Annotated in this window: 17 protein-coding genes; 7 read left to right on the top strand and 10 right to left on the bottom strand. The window is 45.7% G+C overall.

The features are described from left to right. The first annotated feature begins 121 nt into the window (after nucleotides 1-121). The gene (gene focA / locus J4N42_RS08825; RefSeq protein WP_252027510.1) at nucleotides 122-964 is read left to right on the top strand and encodes a formate transporter FocA; all 843 of its coding nucleotides are present in this window, start codon (nucleotides 122-124) and stop codon (nucleotides 962-964) included. Between the two features lie 157 nt (nucleotides 965-1,121). On the opposite strand, the gene J4N42_RS08820 is transcribed toward focA, so the two are convergent. Further along, a complete protein-coding gene (locus tag J4N42_RS08820; RefSeq protein WP_252027509.1) occupies nucleotides 1,122-1,916 on the bottom strand; it encodes an ABC transporter permease in 795 nt (264 codons plus the stop codon). Nucleotides 1,917-2,356: 440 nt separating this feature from the next. On the opposite strand from J4N42_RS08820, the gene torE reads away from it, so the two are divergent. The 3 genes from torE to torA are packed head-to-tail and all read left to right on the top strand — an operon-like array spanning nucleotide 2,357 to nucleotide 6,260. Then, nucleotides 2,357-2,539, top strand: coding sequence for a trimethylamine N-oxide reductase system protein TorE (gene torE, locus J4N42_RS08815; protein ID WP_252027508.1), 183 nt, complete (start codon nucleotides 2,357-2,359; stop codon nucleotides 2,537-2,539). 52 nt (nucleotides 2,540-2,591) lie between these two features. Beyond that, a complete protein-coding gene (torC, locus tag J4N42_RS08810; protein WP_252027507.1) occupies nucleotides 2,592-3,773 on the top strand; it encodes a pentaheme c-type cytochrome TorC in 1,182 nt (393 codons plus the stop codon). 24 nt (nucleotides 3,774-3,797) lie between these two features. Beyond that, nucleotides 3,798-6,260 (top strand): trimethylamine-N-oxide reductase TorA, encoded by a 2,463-nt coding sequence (gene torA / locus J4N42_RS08805; RefSeq protein WP_252027506.1) that lies wholly within the window; start codon nucleotides 3,798-3,800, stop codon nucleotides 6,258-6,260. Between the two features lie 99 nt (nucleotides 6,261-6,359). Here the strand turns inward: torA and J4N42_RS08800 are convergent, their stop codons facing one another. Continuing rightward, nucleotides 6,360-7,148 carry a substrate-binding periplasmic protein gene (locus J4N42_RS08800; protein ID WP_252027505.1) on the bottom strand — a complete coding sequence of 263 codons (789 nt, stop codon included), beginning with the start codon at nucleotides 7,146-7,148 and terminating at the stop codon, nucleotides 6,360-6,362. 248 nt (nucleotides 7,149-7,396) lie between these two features. Between J4N42_RS08800 and J4N42_RS08795 the strand changes: the two genes are divergently transcribed. Then, nucleotides 7,397-9,136 (top strand): glycoside hydrolase family 36 protein, encoded by a 1,740-nt coding sequence (locus J4N42_RS08795; RefSeq protein ID WP_252027504.1) that lies wholly within the window; start codon nucleotides 7,397-7,399, stop codon nucleotides 9,134-9,136. Nucleotides 9,137-9,202: 66 nt separating this feature from the next. Here the strand turns inward: J4N42_RS08795 and J4N42_RS08790 are convergent, their stop codons facing one another. Both J4N42_RS08790 and J4N42_RS08785 read right to left on the bottom strand, forming a co-directional pair. After that, nucleotides 9,203-10,411, bottom strand: coding sequence for a putative manganese transporter (locus J4N42_RS08790; protein WP_252027503.1), 1,209 nt, complete (start codon nucleotides 10,409-10,411; stop codon nucleotides 9,203-9,205). 75 nt (nucleotides 10,412-10,486) lie between these two features. Then, nucleotides 10,487-11,206, bottom strand: a complete 720-nt coding sequence (locus tag J4N42_RS08785; protein ID WP_252027502.1) for a substrate-binding periplasmic protein — start codon at nucleotides 11,204-11,206, stop codon at nucleotides 10,487-10,489. A 213-nt stretch (nucleotides 11,207-11,419) separates the two neighbouring features. Between J4N42_RS08785 and J4N42_RS08780 the strand changes: the two genes are divergently transcribed. Both J4N42_RS08780 and J4N42_RS08775 read left to right on the top strand, forming a co-directional pair. After that, nucleotides 11,420-12,325 carry a manganese-dependent inorganic pyrophosphatase gene (locus tag J4N42_RS08780; protein WP_252027501.1) on the top strand — a complete coding sequence of 302 codons (906 nt, stop codon included), beginning with the start codon at nucleotides 11,420-11,422 and terminating at the stop codon, nucleotides 12,323-12,325. A gap of 74 nt (nucleotides 12,326-12,399) precedes the next feature. After that, the gene (locus J4N42_RS08775) at nucleotides 12,400-12,783 is read left to right on the top strand and encodes a DUF2750 domain-containing protein (protein ID WP_252027500.1); all 384 of its coding nucleotides are present in this window, start codon (nucleotides 12,400-12,402) and stop codon (nucleotides 12,781-12,783) included. A 29-nt stretch (nucleotides 12,784-12,812) separates the two neighbouring features. On the opposite strand, the gene J4N42_RS08770 is transcribed toward J4N42_RS08775, so the two are convergent. The 6 genes from J4N42_RS08770 to J4N42_RS08745 are packed head-to-tail and all read right to left on the bottom strand — an operon-like array spanning nucleotide 12,813 to nucleotide 18,861. After that, nucleotides 12,813-13,589: a DUF2927 domain-containing protein gene (locus tag J4N42_RS08770; protein ID WP_252027499.1), complete on the bottom strand. Its 777-nt coding sequence runs from the start codon at nucleotides 13,587-13,589 to the stop codon at nucleotides 12,813-12,815. Between the two features lie 39 nt (nucleotides 13,590-13,628). Next, nucleotides 13,629-14,414, bottom strand: coding sequence for a peptide ABC transporter ATP-binding protein (locus tag J4N42_RS08765; protein WP_252027498.1), 786 nt, complete (start codon nucleotides 14,412-14,414; stop codon nucleotides 13,629-13,631). Then, nucleotides 14,411-15,406, bottom strand: coding sequence for a peptide ABC transporter ATP-binding protein (locus tag J4N42_RS08760; RefSeq protein ID WP_252027497.1), 996 nt, complete (start codon nucleotides 15,404-15,406; stop codon nucleotides 14,411-14,413). Before J4N42_RS08760 ends, J4N42_RS08765 begins: the two co-directional genes overlap by 4 nt. Beyond that, nucleotides 15,406-16,293, bottom strand: a complete 888-nt coding sequence (sapC, locus tag J4N42_RS08755) for a putrescine export ABC transporter permease SapC (protein WP_252027496.1) — start codon at nucleotides 16,291-16,293, stop codon at nucleotides 15,406-15,408. Before sapC ends, J4N42_RS08760 begins: the two co-directional genes overlap by 1 nt. After that, entirely contained in the window at nucleotides 16,280-17,242 is a 963-nt protein-coding gene (locus J4N42_RS08750; protein ID WP_252027495.1) for an ABC transporter permease, read from the bottom strand. Before J4N42_RS08750 ends, sapC begins: the two co-directional genes overlap by 14 nt. Then, the gene (locus tag J4N42_RS08745) at nucleotides 17,242-18,861 is read right to left on the bottom strand and encodes an ABC transporter substrate-binding protein (protein WP_252027494.1); all 1,620 of its coding nucleotides are present in this window, start codon (nucleotides 18,859-18,861) and stop codon (nucleotides 17,242-17,244) included. Before J4N42_RS08745 ends, J4N42_RS08750 begins: the two co-directional genes overlap by 1 nt. Nucleotides 18,862-18,978: the final 117 nt, after the last annotated feature.

Here is an 18,978-nt window from a genome sequence, read left to right as displayed (position 1 = left end):
AATGCTATTGATGTCACGATAAAAACAATTTAAGTGAACATGTAATTTCTCCCTTGAATTGTTAGGGAAATAAAGCGATTATCCGCGCACTTTTTCACTTGTTTCAAAATGTAACAGACCTATGGACCTCAATCACTTCGACTCTTTATTGCCTCCACAAATGGCGGAACGCGCTGCAGAAATTGGCGTGGGTAAGGCGACCAAAGATCCTGTTAAATCCTTTCTCCTTGCTATTTCGGCTGGCATTCATATTGGTATTGCATTCGTGTTCTACACCATAGTCACCACCGGTGCGGGGGATATGCCTTGGGGAATGACTCGGTTTGTTGGTGGTTTGGCATTTAGCCTTGGCCTGATTCTGGTTGTTGTGACTGGCGGTGAACTGTTTACAAGCTCGGTATTAACGCTGGTAGCACGTGCAAGTGGAAAAATTACATGGAAAATGTTGTTTAAAAACTGGTTAGTGGTGTATGCAGGTAACCTGATAGGAGCATTGCTGCTGGTGGTATGTATGCTGCTTACCAAGCAATACATGTTCGATCATGGTCAAGTCGGCATCAATGCAATGGCCATATCTCAGCACAAGTTGCACCATACGTTTTTGTCTGCAGTGGCATTGGGCATTATGTGTAACGTGCTGGTATGTGTAGCAGTGTGGATGACATTCAGTGGCCGCACTTTAACAGACAAGATAATGGTGATGATCCTTCCTGTTGCCATGTTTGTTTCAGCGGGCTTTGAACACTGCATCGCCAACATGTTTCAAGTGCCAATGGCAATAGCAATCAAAAACTTTGCTCCAGCCGAGTTCTGGCAGATGACTGGCGCAAACATCGCCGATTACGCAGACTTAAATCTGATGGGCTTTTTCCTCAATAATCTGATTCCAGTGACATTGGGCAACATTATTGGGGGTGGGGTTTTTGTTGGCATGTGGTACTGGTTAATCTATCTAAGAGATTAAAGAAGGCGGCGTTAGCCGCCTTTTTACTGTTTAGCTTAAATGCTGCAGCTAAGCATTCACCGCACTTTATTAAGGTTATCCACATTTTCTGTGGATAACGTGTTTCAAAGTCGGTGTGCAAGTCATAAGTGGTTGTAAAGTAATCAGTTGCTATCGGCTATGACTTATCAATGCGAGTGACTAGAATTCGCCCTTCTTGAGAGATAGCACGAGCTATTGTCAGCCTTAGTGATAACGTAATTGAGACGCTCATCATCACGAAGATCGCGATCATGATCAGTAGCTGATATTTAATGGCGACCATTGGAGAAGCGCCCCCCAAAATCTGGCCTGTCATCATTCCGGGCAGCGTCACCAACCCCGTAGTAATCATTGTCGCCAGAATCGGTGCAAAGGACTTCTGCATCGCAGCGCGCATAAATGGTATAGAGGCGTAAATTGGAGTTGCCCCTAACGAGATCGCTGCCTCGTATTCGTGCTTTCGTTCGTCATAGGCAGTGAATAAGTTCTGTAACGCAACGATGTTTCCGCTTAAGCAATTCCCCAATAGCATGCCAGCAAGAGGAATGAGGTATTGCGCGTTATACAGTGGCGTCGGCTTCACAACGACGACGCAAATCAAAATCAATAAAGGAACTAAGCTAACCGTCAAGCCAAGGGTGACAGGTAGAAAGAGGTAAGGTTTGGTTAACTTCGCTTTGCTGATAATCGAACTGCTTCCAATGCCTATCATCAACACCAGCCAAAGCATATTCACCCACAAGCTATTGAGCTGGAACAAATATTCCAAATACACACCAACAGCAAGCAGCTGAATCGTCATGCGTAGCACTCCAATCACAATGTCCCTACCGAGTGATAACTGGTAATAGTGATTAATTGAAACTGGGATGAGAAGGGTGAGGCTAAATAGCGCTAATTGCCAGAAAGAAATGTCTACAACACTGTCCATGCGGGGTCCTCGAATAGCTTTGGCTATTGTACTGAATTTCCACCTAACTGTGTGAATTTCTTAGAAGTGAATCTCAGATAAGTTTTTAACACATTTACTAACAATTGATTTACACTTAATTACTGGGTAGCACGCAAAAAGTGTGCTTAAAGCCTTGATTTAAATTGATCTAAATCAATGTGCGTTAAATTCATGTGATGAATTTAACTAAGTAGTAACCTGCTTTTTTCTTCACATCTATTAATATTTTTATACATGATTTGTTAATCAAACACATCTCTGGATGAGCTCAAAAAAGTGTTTGATAACAAGGCTGGGAGGTGTGTATTTCATTGAACCTTACTCTTGGTATGGTCTAACATTTCCCATTAGAAAATGAAAAAACTTTTGCTCTGGTGCACAGGGCAGTTCCAATTACTAAATACAAAATAGGCAAATGTATGAGTGATGTTAACAAAATTGAGAGTGGTGAGAAGCGCTCATTGGAGTGGAAGTCTTTCCTCTTCATTACCGTAGTTCTTTTTCCCGTATTAAGTGTGGCTTTCGTAGGTGGTTACGGCTTCCTTGTTTGGGCCCTGCAAGTGTTTGTATTCGGACCTCCTGGTGCACATGGCGGCATGTAATGCCTTCTCGCATCCACATTTTATATAGAATCAATTTTTAAGAGAGCTAATCATGAAGTCATTATTAGTTAAACTGTGGCGTACAATGACTCGCCCAGCCGTACACATCAGTTTAGGTGTACTAACAATGGGCGGCTTTATTGCCGGCGTAATCTTCTGGGGTGGATTTAACACCGCACTAGAAGCGACCAACACAGAAGAATTCTGTATCAGCTGTCACACCATGCGTGACAACGTATATCAAGAACTGCAAGACACTGTGCACTGGAAAAACACATCTGGCGTTCGTGCAACGTGTCCAGACTGTCACGTTCCACACGAATGGACAGCTAAGATCGCGCGTAAGATGCAAGCTTCTAAGGAAGTGTTCGCACAAGTATTTGGCGACTTAGACACCCCAGAAAAATTCGAAGAGCGTCGTATCGACCTAGCAAAACACGAATGGGATCGTTTCTCTGCAAACAAATCTCTAGAGTGTAAGAACTGCCACAACTACGACTCTATGGATTTCGACAACATGCGTCCAACAGCTCGCATTCAAATGAAGAACGCTGCTGAGCGTGACCAAAGCTGTGTGGATTGTCACAAGGGTATTGCGCATAACCTTCCACTCGATATGGAATCAGCGAGCGGTATCGTAGGTGAGCTAGAGCAAGTAGCAAGCAGCACGTCTTACTCTTCAGGCAACGACGTTATTTCTATCCGTCACCTACCTATGTACACCGACGAGTCAGCAACCGTTGAGGCAGGCCTACTAAGCCCTGCGAGTAAAGTAGCGGTGATCGATGAGAAAGGCGACATGATCAAAATCCAAATCGATGGATGGCGTAAAGCGAAAGGCTTTGGCCGTGTAATCCAAGAAGAGTTTGGTATGAACATCTCAACAGCGATCCTAACGAAAGAAGTATCTCAAAGTGACGTGATCACAGTGGGCGAGAAGAAAGAAGATGAGCTAACGGGTCTCCCATGGGAAGAAGTAAACCTAGCGCTTTGGATGAAGAAAGAGTCTATGGTTGATAACTTCGATCCAATCTGGAACGCAGCGGGTCAAGCATACCAATCGAACTGTTCAACTTGTCACTCTCAGCCAGACGAAGCGCACTTCAGTGCTAACGGTTGGGTAGGCATGCTAGACGGTATGATTGCATTCGTTAACTTCGATACTGATACAGAAGCGCTTGTTCTTAAGTATCTACAGAAGCACTCATCAGATTTTTCTGACGGCCATCACTAATAAGACGTCAATTGGAGTAACACAATGGCAATTACAAGAAGAAGTTTTCTGAAAGGTGTCGCTACTACCAGCGCGGCATCGGTTATTGGCCCAAGCCTATTGGCGTCGGCATCTGCTTCTGCGGCAGAAACTGACGGTACTTGGAAAGTATCTGGTTCACACTGGGGCGCATTCCGCGCTCGAGTGTACGCAGGTAAAGTTCAAGAGATTAAGCCGTTAGAAATCGATAAGCATCCAACCGATATGCTTAACGGTATCAAAGGTATCATTTACAGCCCATCACGTGTGCGTTACCCAATGGTTCGCTTAGATTGGCTTAAGAAGCATAAATACAGCGCGGATACTCGTGGTAACAACCGCTTCATCCGTGTGACTTGGGACGAAGCTCTAGACTTATTCTACCGCGAGCTTGAGCGTGTCCAGAAAGACTACGGTCCATACGCGCTGCACACGGGTCAAACTGGTTGGAGACAAACAGGTCAGTTCCACAGCTGTACTAACCACATGCAACGTGCAATGGCACTACATGGCAACTCAGTGAAGAAGATCGGTGACTACTCGACTGGTGCGGGTCAAACCATCATGCCTTACGTTCTGGGTTCAACAGAAGTCTATGCACAAGGTACATCTTGGGAACTGATTCTAGAAAACAGTGACAACATCATTTTGTGGGGTAACGATCCAGTTAAGAACCTACAGGTGGGCTGGACATGTGAAACTCACGAGTCGTTCGCATACCTTGAGCAACTAAAAGAAAAAGTTGCGAAGAAAGAAGTGAACGTTGTGTCTGTTGACCCTGTTAAGAATAAAACAGGTCGCTTCCTAGACAACGAGCAAATGTACATCAACCCACAAACGGACGTACCGTTCATGCTGGGTGTTGCGCACGTGCTATACAACGAAGGCCTATACGACAAGAAGTTCATCGAAACTTACTGTCTAGGTTTCGATGATTTCATCAAGTACGTTCAAGGTGAAACGAAAGATAAAGTCGAGAAGACACCAGAATGGGCTGCAGAGATCTGTGGCGCAAGCGCTGAGTCTATTCGTAAGTTTGCTAAGATGTTGGTAAGCGGTCGTACACAAATCTTGGTAGGTTGGAGTATTCAGCGTCAAGAACACGGTGAGCAACCTTACTGGATGTGTGCTGTCATTGCTGCAATGGTTGGCCAAATTGGTCTTCCTGGCGGTGGTATTTCTTACGGTCACCACTACTCAGGTATCGGTGTATCATCAACTGGTTTCGCTGCTCCGGGTTCGTTCCCGCTTAATATCGACCAAGGTCAAGAGCCTAAGTACACTAACTCTGACTACAAAGGTTATAGCCGTGTAATCCCAGTAGCACGTTGGGTAGACAGCTTGCTAGAGCCTGGTAAGAAGATCAAAGCGAATGGTGCGACGGTAACCTTGCCAGATCTTAAGATGATGGTATTCAGTGGTAACAACCCATGGCACCATCACCAAGATCGCAACAAGATGCGTAAAGCGTTCAAAACTCTGCAAACTGTCGTAGCGATCGACTTTGCTTGGACTGCGACGTGTCGTCATTCTGATATTGTTCTTCCTGCTTGTACTCAGTGGGAACGTAACGATATCGATGGTTACGGTGCATACTCAGGTCGTGGCTTGATTGCAATGCATAAGCTAGTTGACCCGCTATTCCAATCTAAGACTGACTTTGAAATCATGTCTAACCTAACCAAGCGCTGGGGTCGTTTCGATGATTACACGCGTGGTATGGATGAAATGGAGTGGGTGAAATCACTTTACGACGAGTGTCGTGCTGCGAACGAAGGCAGTTTTGAAATGCCAGAATTTGCAGAATTCTGGGAAAAAGGTTTCCTAGACTTTGGTAAAGGTAAGCCTTGGACACGTCACGCTTCGTTCCGTGAAGATCCAGAGATCAACGCGCTGGGCACACCATCAGGCTTTATCGAAATCACCAGCCGTACAATCGGCAACATGGGTTACGAGCACTGTCAGGAGCACCCTATGTGGTTCGAGAAGTCTGAGCGCTCACATGGTGGCCCTGGTTCTAACAAGCACCCATACTGGCTGCAATCTTGTCACCCAGACAAACGTCTTCACTCGCAAATGTGTGAGTCTGAAGAGTTCCGTGCGACATATGCAGTACAAGGTCGTGAGCCTATTTACATCAACCCACAAGATGCTAAGAAGAAAGGCATCAAAGATGGCGATGTAGTACGTGTGTTTAACGACCGTGGTCAACTGCTTGCTGGTGCTGTCCTAATGGATAGCTATGCGCCTGGTGTTGTGCGTATTGAAGAAGGTGCTTGGTATGGCCCAATCAATGAAAAAGTTGGCGCTCTAGATACATACGGCGATCCAAACACATTGACTCAAGACATCCCAACGTCTGAACTAGCGCAAGCAACCTCTGCAAATACTTGTTTGGTGGACTTTGAGAAGTTTACAGGCAAGCTTCCACCAGTGACTTCGTTCGGTGGTCCGATTGAAGTAGCATAATTGCTAGAACCTTAAATCAAAATGCCGGCTATAAGCCGGCATTTTTTATGTCCGTAATCTAGGTTGGGCGATACACAGTTGGGTTGATCCTATGCTGTTCTATTTTGCACGCATCGCTTCGCTGCGCCATTCATCCCAGTATTGTTGGTCGAAATCAAACTGGTAGCGTTTGTAGATTGCTTTCATCTCTCCTGATTCCACTAGAAACTGTAAACCTTGGTTGAACGCTTCGATTATCTGATTTGCCTTAGGGTGTGACTTGCTAATAGCAATGTATAGTGGCTGGGAAGCGATCTCATTATGAATAAAAGCAAAGTCACTAACGTTATAGGCTAGGGAATTGATCGTCCAACGTGCAACCAACTCATCTGAAACAAACATATCGATTCGACCTGATTTGAGCAGTTTAATACTGGCGATAAGGTCGACGGCTGTTACCTTAGTGTAAGCCTCGGAAGCTAAGAAGTTTTCGTCATAAGAATAATTGTCGAGTATGCCGACCTTTTTATTGCGGATATCGTTAGGCGTCCGGTAGGAAAAGTCGTCATCTTTTAGCGTCACTAAACGTACCGTGTTAATCATAAACGGTTGACTATAAAGAAAGGTTTTTGCCCTTTCTTCGTTATACCAAACCGAGATCAATAGGTCGGTTTTTTGATTGGACACTTCTTTGAATGCTCGGCTCCAAGGCTTGAGCCTAAAACGTAACTTAAACCCCTCCACGCGTAGTGCTCTTCGCACGACTTCGTATGCGAGGCCGGGCATTTCACCTGAGTCGTTGATGTAAGGCGGCCATTCATTTTGTGCCGCCGTCACAACATGGGCATTTACTTGAGGGAAGTAAATGAAGACAAAAGTGATGAGCAGGAGTCGTATCGCGTTCAACATGTCACTCTAATTTATGTTAATCCTAGAAGCGGCAGATTAGTTTAAGTGTAGGTCACTTGAGCAATGCATGAATGTACCTTCGGCAGAGCTATCCATGAACTGATAGCTCTGGTCGCCGGTTCGGCAGGTTTTTTGTTGTAAAATTCGCTGAATTCGTGATTGCAGTAACGCTATGGGGAATGAATCACATAGATAATAGAGTCAATAATTTAGAGTGGTTTTTCGCTGGTCAAATTTTATAGGTGCTTATGTCTCATACCATTCATCTTCCTTGTCATAGAGATATTGTTGTTGTGAATCCTGATTTGCTGGATGAAGTCCAAGGCAACGAAGTGACCTTCCGCTATATTGGCTTACACAATCATCCCATTCCAAGTGACTACCAACTATTTACCTGTGAGTTCGATTTCGAGCACAGTGCGACGCTCCTTGGCGATGGGTTCCAAATGTTGGCGCAAACGACGGGGACATTTGAGCAGCCAGTCGATATTGGCCGGTGCCCAGATAACAGCCCTTCATACCGCATTTACGGCCGACAACAAAATAAGCGTTATTACAACTATTTGGTGGTTGAGGACTCAGTGGGTTATACCCTGTTTGGTTTTACTAGTTGCTCACGTTTTGCGGGTTACTTTGAAGTAAGCCAAGAAGAACATTCCGTTCAGATTTCAGCGAATATTGATGGTGAAGATACCTATCCTCTGGATTGGGATAGTACCGAGCTAGAGTCTGTAGTTGTGCTGAATGGAGAGTCGTTATCAGGGCTGTACCAACGATACTCTGATTTGATCTCACAGCGCCACCCACCAAGAGCCGGTGTGGAATCCAAAGCGCCGATTGGCTGGTGTTCTTGGTACGCCTATTACGCTGATGTAAATGAAGACAATATTCGACAAAACTTGGAAGTGATGTCTGGTGATTTAAGTAATCTCGAATGGGTGTTACTGGATGATGGCTACCAAGCGTTTATGGGGGATTGGCTGACACCTTCAGATAAGTTTTCTGGTGGTGTGAAAGAGCTTATCTCTGACATTAAACGTAAGGGTAAGAAACCTGCAATTTGGCTCGCCCCGTTTATTGCTCAGCCAGAGTCTAAGGTGTTTAAACAGCATCCGAATTGGTTTGTTCGACATCCGAATGGTGAGCTGCTGAAAGCTGAAGATGTCACTTATGGTGGATGGCGTTGCACTCCATGGTATGTGTTAGATACGTCTCACCCTGAAGTGCAAGAACACCTAACCCATGTTGTACGTGTAATGCGTGAAGAGTGGGGAGTTGAACTGTTTAAACTTGATGCCAATTACTGGGGAACACTCAAGGGTAAGCGCCACGTGAGTGGGGTGACAGGTGTACAGGCCTATCGATTAGGAATGGAAGCGATAGCGGAAGGTGTGAAAGATGCATGGTTGCTTGGGTGTAATGCACCGATGTGGCCCTCACTAGGGCTAGTAGACGCTATGCGTGTATCCGACGATGTTGAACGTAACCCAAAACGTTTTGAACAGATCGCCAAAGAAACCTTTTATCGAAGTTGGCAACATCGCAAGCTATGGCAGATCGACCCAGATTGTGCGACTTTCGTGTCGTTAGCCAACCAAGCGACAGACAGAAGTAACTACGAATTTCACCGCAATACCCTCCTAACATGTGGTGGGCTATTGTTGTCTGGAGATCCACTGCCTGAATTGACTCCTTTCGCTAAGACAGCATTAAGCAAATTAATGCTACGTCAGCGCCACAACCAAAATGCGGCGCGTTTTACATCGCTCTCATTGCATCACGCATTTCTGGAGTTAACCGATCGTAATCAACTTCACTGTTTGTTTAACTATCATGAGGATGCTAAAGAGGTGACGTTAACCTCTGATCATCCAGTGTATTGGTATGACTATTGGACGGGCGAGAAGCTGACCGAGGAGCCGGTTCAAGTAGTAGAAATTCCGTTAGAGGCGGGGTTAACCAGCCGAGCAATTATTACTTCACCTTAGCTTAAAAGTTGAGAGTAAAGACTGAAAAAGAGAGGCTCGCCTCTCTTTTTCTCTATCTGACTAAGTCTAAATTTCGAATAAGTAGTAATAACCATAGCCAACCAGAAGTGCAGGAAGCGCGGTGTATATCGTGGCCACTAGGGCAGCCTTCGGCGCGAGAGCAATAGCAGGGAATAGCGCATCACCGTCGTTAGCGATGGCATTCGAGAGCTGAGCAGATAGCGGTACTGCGCCACTAATATAGAGACTAGTTACCAATATCTGTGGCCCACAGCCAGGAAGCATTCCAACCGCTAAGCCCATCAATGGCATCCATATTCCCCAACCGTTGAACAAATTAGCAAGGTCTAATTGACCAAAAAAGGTCGTTAGCTCAAAAGCCAAGAAAGCGACGATTACCCAAGCAGAAACAAAGTTAGTGTCTTGCGCTGCTTTTTGGATAGGGTGTGAAGATACGCACTTTGCGTCTTCGGATACGGTCGATTCGTAATCTTTGATCTCTTGAGTCAACGCCCAAAGTAGCATACAGGTGACTGAGAGCAGTGCTCCTGTCCACTCGATACTGGTGGCTGGCAATTGCAGTAATTCGTTCACGTCGACTTGGAAAGAGCCGAGCACTGCAACGATGGTGGCTGGAACCAGCAACCATTTCCAAAACGCACCTTGTAAATTAATGGCGTTAGTTTCGAGGCTGCTTTTCGCCCCCTCTTTGTGTTGGCATACCTGAGGAGCGACTTTTTTTATTTCCGGGCGAAGGAAATCATCTTTGTGGACTAGATTGACTGCCCAACCAGAGAGTGCTCCTACGATTACACCGAGCGCGATGACAACAAAGCCAGTTTCAGGTTGGCTAGCCAACAACAAGAATGCCGCATCCCCCATGGTTGAAGTTAGCACTGCGACTAAAGCGCCAAAACCAGCACGTCCACTCACATACTGGGTTGTGACTATGATTGCGCCACCACAGCCAGGAAGCGCACCGAGAATAGAGGCGAACATGACTTGGTAGCCACGGGAGTTTTGATATAAATCGACGACTCGGCTCTGCTTATTCATAAAGACAGAGAGGTAGTGGTATATAGCTAACGTAAAAGCTACGTAGCTAGACACGGCCCAAAACGCGTCAGAAAGGGTGGCGACGGTCACTTCACGAGTGATTGGCGCCACCAATAGGGCTATCAGGATTACAGGCAGTAATAAGCGTTTGTAGGCTAATCTAAACTGGGAAAGCGATAACCAACTTGGTAATGAAACAGCAGTTCGAGCGAAATCCATAATTGCCTCATGAGAATACGAATAATTCTCATTATATGTAAGTGAGAATTATTCGCAACTCTATTTATCGAGGCACTAACGATATTTTTCTAACAGTTGATCGTAACGGCCGCTTTGCTTGAGTTGGTGCAAGCCAATCATAAACTTCACCATGAGCTTTTGTTTATCAGGGTGATCTTTTGCAATGGCCAAGTGTACAGGTTTGATCATTAAGCTCTTATGGACGAAATAGAAGTCGTCTTGGTCTAACTCTAGTTGACGGATGGTGTGGATGGCCGCCCGCTCGTCGGCAATGATGGCATGGACTCTTTTGGCTTTAAGCTTCTTTATGTTAGTGCTGAGGTCTTCGGCGACGACTCGAGTAAAGTTGCTGGATTCATTGAACTCTTCACCATAGCCATAATCTTGGATGATGCCGACTTTCATTCCAGACAATGAGCTAAAGTCCTCATACTCGAAAGCGTTCTCTTTCAGCACAATAAACTTAAGCTGAACCATCAGGTAGGGGACACTGTAGTCCAGCAGTTCCGTCCTATCGTCAGACCACCAGATAGACACCAGAATATCTTGTTGCTTGTTGCGAACTTCCTTCAGTGAGCGAAGCCAAGGCTTAACTTCGAGCTTTAAGTGGTAGTTTTGAGATAAATATGCTTCGGTAACGATCTCGACTGCGAGCCCAGAGTTTTGTTGTTCAAATATGTACGGTGGCCACACCGCTTGAGTCGCTTTGATGAGTTTTGAATGAACGTAGGGAGCATGCAACAACAGAACAAGAACGAATATTTTTTTCAGCATCGTCGACTCCTTTCAGCATTCTCCTAAGTTTAGTCGTAATTTCTAATTTCACTTCGAGATGGTTTGGAGTGGGGAGATTGTCTTGGGTGCGATGAATTGTTACGTCTAATCCATCAACAACCGATGACAAATTTTCAAAATCAGGTAAAGTAACGGCCTTTGTGAGCAATTTGCCTAGAAATAGGCCTTTAACAGACTTGAATAGGAAGAAAGATGATTCTAGTTGTCGGTCATAAGAACCCAGATAGCGATAGTATTTGTAGTGCACTAGTAGCAACTGAGCTACTTAAATCGCGTGGTCTTGATGCAATGCCAATTCGCCAAGGCGAAATTAACCGTGAAACTCAGCACATTTTGGAAGTTGCTGGTGCACCAACTCCAGAGCTACGTACATCTGTAGCTGGTGAGAAAATTTGGCTAGTAGACTACTCTGATCTAGCACAAGCACCTGACGACGTTGCTGACGCTGAAATCCTAGGTATCGTAGACCACCACCGTCTAGGTGACGTGATGACTGTGAACCCAATGGAAGCATGGATCTGGCCTGTTGGTTGTACCAACACAGTACTGTTCAACATGTTCAAGATTGAAGGTCACTCAATCTCACAACAAATCGCTAAGCTAATGATGTCTGCAATTCTTTCTGACACCGTTGGTTTTGCTTCTCCAACTTGTACTCAAAAAGACAAAGACGCAGTGGCTGAACTGGCTGAAATTGCAGATGTACAAGACGTTGATGCATTCATCAAAGATCTATTGATCGCTAAGACAAACATCGAAGGCCTATCTGCGGCTGAACTTGTAGAAAAAGACCTGAAAGGTTACCCATTTAACGGTCGTGATGTAGTTGTTGGCCAAGTTGAACTTGCAACGTTAGAGCAAGTAGATGGTATGATCGAAGCACTAGAAGCGGATCTGGAAGCTCGCTGTGAGAAAGACGGTCTAGCGTTTGCTGCAGTTATGCTGACTGACATCACAACAGCTCAAACTCGTCTACTTTACAAAGGTGAGTGGGCCGAGAAGCTCGTTAAGCACGAAAAAGATGGCGTGCTTATGATGGAGAATACGCTGAGCCGTAAGAAGCAAGGCTGGCCTTGGCTACAAACTGAGCTAGCATAAGACATCGACTAGTAAAGTTGATATTTATCGCCCATAGTGACAACACTATGGGCGTTTTTAATTGGAGTAGAAGCATGTCTAAGTCTTTGACTACAGAACAAATCGATACCATTAATCGCTACAATGAAGAGCAGCGATTTAAGTACTGTATTAAAGAAATCGTCGCGAATCGTACCGTGTGGATTCTTAAAGATGAGCATGGTTGTGTCATGCTGAATACAGAAGACGATGATTGTGTGCCAGTATGGCCGAATCAAGAGTTCGCTCAAGCATGGGCGACAGGCGAATGGGAAGAGTGTGTACCAGAACCGATTTCTCTCAACAAATGGCACAGTCGTTGGACATACGGCCTCGAAGATGATGAGTTGTCTGTAGTGGTATTTCCTAATGAGCGAGAAGAAGGTGTGGTGTTATTTCCTGACGAGTTTGACTTTGAACTAAAGAAAGCCTCTCGTTAGTAAGCCTCGAACCACTAGGTAGTTTTGTATTACCTTAGTAATTGATAGAGCGGTGCGCCTTTCGCTTCCTGCACAGCACCGCTTAATACCCCCTGACTCTGATAGCGATTGAGTATTTTGCTAACGACCGGCTCTAGCTGCGACTTAGTCATCCCACTTTTGAGTTCTGGTTCATACAGAAGCTGCAATAACACGATATCAAGCGGTGAAAGCAAATCATCCGGTGTTTCGTCATTAAAGATAGACGGGTAGGCATGAGGACTATCATTGGGCAGCCCTAAAACTTGAGTTATTTCCTCAACGATACAAGCTAATAACTTGCCACGCTCTCTGGCTTGGTCGACCGGAATAATAATAGATGCTTGTACTATGTTTTTGGTACTTGAGTTGACTCGGTAGCCTGCTTTGCAAACCACGCCACGCAAATTTTTGGTTGAAGCCTTTCCAAGTTCTTTTTCTATGTCACCGACCCACTGTTTTTCATTGGTGTATATCCAGCGGATATTGGCTTCTTGTTCTGATTTTGCACGCTCAATCGGAAATGAAGTGATGTCGGTAAGGTGTTGGATATGAAGGTCAGTGAGTTCATCGTGCAGAGCAACGTCTGGAACTTGATGAATCACCCAGATTTTTACTGGTGTATCCCACTTATTTAACGGCTTATAACCAGTTCGGTATTCGTTCTTTAACGCGACTTCAAAGAATGCACGTTTAACGAAAGAAGAGTCATACCAAGTTTCACCCGCGGCAAGTACGGAGCTCGTCGCACTAAATATGGTAAAAAGTAATACTGCTATCCTTAGCAAAATTGACTCCCTGTGCGAATGTTATTTACAACACTAACGCTACTTAAAACATGGCGCTTTGTTGAAGTGGCTTTCGACCATTCTTTGCGTGATTTGATGCTCTGGGTGGCTGAGCACGGTTTGAGTGTCGCCAGCCTCTACAACGTTACCTTCATGCATCACCATGACTTTATCCGTGATGTGTTTGACGATACCGATATGCTGAGATACATAGACAAAGGAAACGCCCATCTCTTCCTGTAACTCTAGGAACAAATTGATGATCTGAGAACGCATTGCCATGTCTAAGCCGTTGAGCGCTTCATCTGCGACGATAATCGAAGGCTGGAGAATAAGCGCCCTTGCTAAGCAGACACGCTGCTTTTGCCCTGTCGCGAGCATTTGAGGGTAGAAGTAAGCGTGCTCTGGGAGCAGACCAACCCGAAGCAAAGTTTCTTTCACTCGCTTCATACGGGCCTCGGGTGGCATATTAGTATTTCTTTTAAGAGGCCCCTCTAGAATACGACCAATTTGAATACGTGGATTGAGGGACGTGTTCGGATCTTGGAATATCATCCGAATCAATTTACATCGTGTTGAGTAATCCTTGTGCTCGAGTAGTTCGCCGTTAACTCGGATTTCACCGGTTGTCGGCTCTACCATGCCCGCCAGCATTCGGGCTAAGGTTGATTTGCCAGAACCATTTTTGCCAATGAAACCGATGGTTTGTCCTGCTTCTAGAGAGAAGCTAACGGGTTTTACTGCGTGTTGTACCTTCTTACGGAACAAGCCAGAGCGAGTCACGAAATCTTTGGCTAAGCCATTTACTTCAAGCAAAGCACTCATGATTTTTTCTCCATATTGAGCGGAAAGTGACACGCAAATTTGTGGTGCTTAACGCGACGTGTTGGTGGGATCTCGACACATTGGCGCTGAGCATATGGACAACGAGGACCTAGGCGGCACCCAATCGGCAAATGCTGAAGCGGAGGGATTGAGCCTGGTAGAGACTGCAGCTTCTCTTTATGCGGAATCCAATCACTGAAATCGGGCATAGCTTTGAGCAATGCAACGGTATATGGGTGTTTTGGCGCCTTAAGGATTTTCTTCGTATCAGCCGATTCAACAGATTGACCGCAGTACATCACAGTGATTCGAGTGGCCCACTGGGTAATGGTCGTCAAGTCGTGACCAATTAGCATTATAGTGGTGTTGTTCACCTGATTCATGCGACTCAACAGGCGCAGAATCTGCGACTGAGTAATTGGGTCCAAGTCGTTGGTTGGCTCGTCGGCAATAAGCAGTTTTGGTTTGGCCGCAATCGCCATTGCGATCATGACCTTCTGACACTCACCATCGGTTAGCTCATAAGGGTAGCTTTCCATCAAGGTTTTATGATCTTTGATGCCCACTTTATGCAGTAGGGCAATGGCCTGCTTTTTGCGCCACTTAAATCGCTCCCACCACTTACCATCAAAAGAATGAGAAGGTATGGACTCAATCAACTGCCTGCCAACCTCCTCAGATGGGTCTAAGCATGTGGATGGTTCTTGGAAAATCATCGCGATATCACGTGCGATCACGCGACGCCTTTCTTTCGGTGTGAGTTGCAGTAAGTCAATGTTACCCAAGCGCATTCGGTCAGCAGTGACGCGCCAGTTGTCTTTACAGACGCCTACAATCGCCTTAGCTACCAAGCTCTTACCTGAACCTGATTCACCTACCAAACCGCGGATTTCACCTTCGTTTAGTGTGATACTCATCCGGTCGACGGCCTTAACGAGCCCTTGCGGCGTATCTATCTCAATGGTGAGATGACGAATATCGAGTAAAGGCATTATTCCGTCCCCGCATTGAGTGCTTGGCGAACACCTTCGCCAACTAAGTTGACCACAATGACTGCAAACATAATCGCTAAGCCCGGTAAGGTTACTGTCCAAGGGGCAAGGTAAATAAGCTCCACTGAGTCGCCCAGGATTGCTCCCCATTCAGAGCTTGGTGCTTGGGCACCTAAGCCAAGAAAACCCAGAGCAGTGATATCTAAAATAGCGATCGACAAGGCGAAAGTTACTTCAGTGGCGATGACCACCAAGATGTTGGGCAGAATAGAGTTCCACAATAAGTAAAAGTTGTTCGCACCATCAAGCCGTGCAGCCATCACATAGTCCTTTTCTATTTCTGTGTGAACCGCGATATAAACAGAGCGGACGAAGCGAGGGATCAAAGCCAAACAGATCGCGAGCAATATATTGAATTCACCAAAGCCCAAGAAAGCGACGAAAATAATCGCCAGCAGCAGAGATGGGATAGACATCACCGTATCAAGTAAGTGGTTTAGAGTGCTCGACAGCAGGCCTTTCGTCATACCCGCTAAAATACCAATCGCGCAACCTATCAAGGCAGCGATAACGGTAATGATAATAGCAGCGCCAAACGTCAGCTGTGAGCCTACGATGAGCCGTGAAAGAATATCGCGGCCAAGGTCATCGGTGCCAAGGAAGTATTCGACTGTACCAACTGTGTTCCAAGACGGCGGCACAAGCAGTTGCCCAGTTTGTGCCTGAGGGTCATGAGGCGCTAACCAAGGTGAAGCGAGTGTAATGATCACTAAAAGCAGCAAACACCATAAGCCAAACATGGCTAAACTGTTGGCTTTATAACTGCGCCAAAAACGCTCGAACTGTGTCGGTATGCGCTCTTCTTGATAAACGTTATCGGTTAGCATACCACTCTTTCCTTACTAGCGGGTTGACCATGGCACCCAATAAATCAGACACAATATTGGCTGTGAGTACCAGTGTAGCCACAACAATAACGCCGGCTTGAATCGCGACATAGTCCTGGTTTGCTAATGCATCGAGCAGCCAGCGACCAATACCTGGCCAGTTGAAAATAGATTCAGTCACTATGGCAAGCGTTAGCATACTTGAAAGCTGAACGCCAATCTTAGGAATAATAGGCGGGATAGCATTACGCAGCACGTGCTGCGTTACGATTTCATGGGTAGTTAAACCTTTGATACGTGCGGCGCGAATGAAGTTTTGCCCCATGACTTCCGCAACAGACGTTCTCATCAAGCGGATAACCTGAGTAGTTGGAGCTAGTGCCAATACTAAGCTTGGCAGAATCATATGTTCAATAACGCTCTGCAACGTGTGGGCACGATACTTACCCTCGACAAAAAACGCGTCAATTAAGGCGAATCCAGTAACATGTTCGACTTGGTAGAGTAGGTCATAGCGACCGGACACAGGCAGCATTTGGAAGTGCAGCGAGAACACCATGATGAGAAGCAGAGCTACCCAGAAAAGTGGTGCAGAATAGCCAGTCATCGAGGTGAAAGAGATAATGGTATCTACCCATTTCCCCTGACGCATGCCTGCGAGCGTGCCCAATGGGATGCCGATCAGCATCGAAATCACAAATGCGGCAAAGCAGAGCTCAAGTGTGGCCGGGAAAACAACTGCAAGCTCTTCAATGATAGGGACACCGTTGCGATTTACCCCTAGGTTAAAGTGAGTCAGCTCACCTACGTAGGCCATCCAACCGGTCCAAAAATCGTATTGCGCCCAAGGAGATGTGGTGTTCAAGCGCAAGATGCTGAACCCGACCATAGTTAGAATCAACAGCGTGATGATGAAAAGGTTTAATCGACGAACTGTATAAAGCAGCATTAGTTCACCCTTTCGACTAGGTTAAATGGCTGAACATTAAATGGGCTGAATTTAAAGCCAGTCAGAGTCTTATCGTAGGCTTTAAATTGCATCCCATGTGCCAAAGGGATAACAGGAAACTCTTCGTTCAAGATGTTTTGCGCCTGCTTGTATAGATTAGTTCGGTACCGTGGTTTATCGACTTCGAGAGCAAGGTCGAGCAAGAAATCGAAATCGGCGTCACACCACATCGACATATTCAGCCCTGCACGTTCAGAGTCACAGGAAAGCAGTGGTCTAAAGAAGTTGTCAGGGTCTCCCGTCACGCCGAACCAACCTGTGAGGAATAGGTCTATATTCGCTTTAGAGGTGGCATCACTACGCTTAGCACGCTCTTCTGTGACTAAGTGGAGGGTAATCCCTATATCAGCGAAGTTTGCTTGGATAAGCTCAGCAGTCTTTCGAGGGCTAGGGTTATAGGCCTTAGGCTCGAGAGGAACCGACATGGTAAGCTCAAGCCCTTTGCTGTATCCCGCTTCTCTTAGCAGTGCAATTGCGTAGTTTCTGTCAAAACGAATGTGCGTCTCGTCTTTTTGGTATGCCCAAGAAGAAGGTGGAAGAATAGTATGGGCCAGACTGCCAGTACCGTAATACACAGAATCTAAAATGTTTTGGCGATTAATTGCGAAGTTTAGTGCTTTGCGAACGCGAGAGTCATTCAGCGCAGGGTGCAAGGTGTTAACCGCAATATAAGCCACGTTCATCGCAGGTTTTGCGGTAAGCTCCAGTGAATCTTGCTGTTCGATAATAGGAATTTGGCTAGAAATTGGAGAACTGAGCACATCACACTCGTTTCGCAGCAGTTTTGCCAAGGTACCAGTCCCGCGATGTGAAATATCGAATACCACTTGTTCGACTTTAGCGACTTGATTCCAGTATGCGTTGTTGCGGCGTAGACGAATCAGATCGTTAACTTGATATTCATCGAGGTAGAACGGCCCCGTGCCAACAGGGTGACTATCCAAACGTTCTTTTTGACCTGACAGCTCCAATTGATGTGCATATTCTTGTGAATGTACCACCGCGTGGCTAGTCGCTATGTTGGATAGAAAGGTGTTATCTGGGCGACTCAAAGTAAATTTCACAGTGTATTTGTCGATAGCTTGGACATCAATCAACAAGTTCTTAAAATCGATCCCGTTGAACCAAGGATACTGAGCATTACTGACATAGTGGAACGAGTGGGTTGAATCTATGATTCTGCGAAAGCTGAATACGACGTCATCAGCATTGAGTTTGCGCGAGGGCGTAAACCAATCTGTGGTCTGGAAATTTACGTCGTTACGTAATTGGAAGATGTATTCAGTCCGACTCTTATTGACCTTCCAGCTGCTTGCTAAGCTTGCTACTGGCAAATGCGAGGTCGGGTCGAGAGTCACTAAGGTATCGAAAATCTGAGGGCTTAGTGCTTCAGATGTAATTCCGCTATCGACGAGTTGAGGGTTGAAGGTCTGTGGACTGCCTTGACCGCAATAAACAAAACCACTTTGTCGAATTTTGTTGTGGTCGATTTCATCGCTACAGCCTACCAGTAGGCTAAAGCCACAAATTCCAAGTGTGAGTCGTAAAAAAGCTTTCATAGAAAGAACTGTTTTGAGAAACAAGGCAAAAATAAAGCCTGTCATTATGCCTTAAGATCTCAGTAATTTACCATTGTTTATTAGCTGCCACCATATCAAAACGGTAGCCGAAATAAG

This window comes from Vibrio sp. SCSIO 43135, from assembly GCF_023716665.1.
Classification (GTDB): Bacteria; Pseudomonadota; Gammaproteobacteria; order Enterobacterales; family Vibrionaceae; genus Vibrio; species Vibrio paucivorans.
This window is presented reverse-complemented; position numbering and strand designations above follow the sequence as displayed.

Bases quoted from the DNA above. Each gene is read 5' to 3' on its own strand.
- focA (WP_252027510.1), top strand. From the start codon at position 122: ATGGACCTCAATCACTTCGACTCTTTATTGCCTCCACAAATGGCGGAA.
- J4N42_RS08820 (WP_252027509.1), bottom strand. From the start codon at position 1,916: ATGGACAGTGTTGTAGACATTTCTTTCTGGCAATTAGCGCTATTTAGC.
- torE (WP_252027508.1), top strand. From the start codon at position 2,357: ATGAGTGATGTTAACAAAATTGAGAGTGGTGAGAAGCGCTCATTGGAG.
- torC (WP_252027507.1), top strand. From the start codon at position 2,592: ATGAAGTCATTATTAGTTAAACTGTGGCGTACAATGACTCGCCCAGCC.
- torA (WP_252027506.1), top strand. From the start codon at position 3,798: ATGGCAATTACAAGAAGAAGTTTTCTGAAAGGTGTCGCTACTACCAGC.
- J4N42_RS08800 (WP_252027505.1), bottom strand. From the start codon at position 7,148: ATGTTGAACGCGATACGACTCCTGCTCATCACTTTTGTCTTCATTTAC.
- J4N42_RS08795 (WP_252027504.1), top strand. From the start codon at position 7,397: ATGTCTCATACCATTCATCTTCCTTGTCATAGAGATATTGTTGTTGTG.
- J4N42_RS08790 (WP_252027503.1), bottom strand. From the start codon at position 10,411: ATGGATTTCGCTCGAACTGCTGTTTCATTACCAAGTTGGTTATCGCTT.
- J4N42_RS08785 (WP_252027502.1), bottom strand. From the start codon at position 11,206: ATGCTGAAAAAAATATTCGTTCTTGTTCTGTTGTTGCATGCTCCCTAC.
- J4N42_RS08780 (WP_252027501.1), top strand. From the start codon at position 11,420: ATGATTCTAGTTGTCGGTCATAAGAACCCAGATAGCGATAGTATTTGT.
- J4N42_RS08775 (WP_252027500.1), top strand. From the start codon at position 12,400: ATGTCTAAGTCTTTGACTACAGAACAAATCGATACCATTAATCGCTAC.
- J4N42_RS08765 (WP_252027498.1), bottom strand. From the start codon at position 14,414: ATGAGTGCTTTGCTTGAAGTAAATGGCTTAGCCAAAGATTTCGTGACT.
- J4N42_RS08760 (WP_252027497.1), bottom strand. From the start codon at position 15,406: ATGCCTTTACTCGATATTCGTCATCTCACCATTGAGATAGATACGCCG.
- sapC (WP_252027496.1), bottom strand. From the start codon at position 16,293: ATGCTAACCGATAACGTTTATCAAGAAGAGCGCATACCGACACAGTTC.
- J4N42_RS08750 (WP_252027495.1), bottom strand. From the start codon at position 17,242: ATGCTGCTTTATACAGTTCGTCGATTAAACCTTTTCATCATCACGCTG.
- J4N42_RS08745 (WP_252027494.1), bottom strand. From the start codon at position 18,861: ATGAAAGCTTTTTTACGACTCACACTTGGAATTTGTGGCTTTAGCCTA.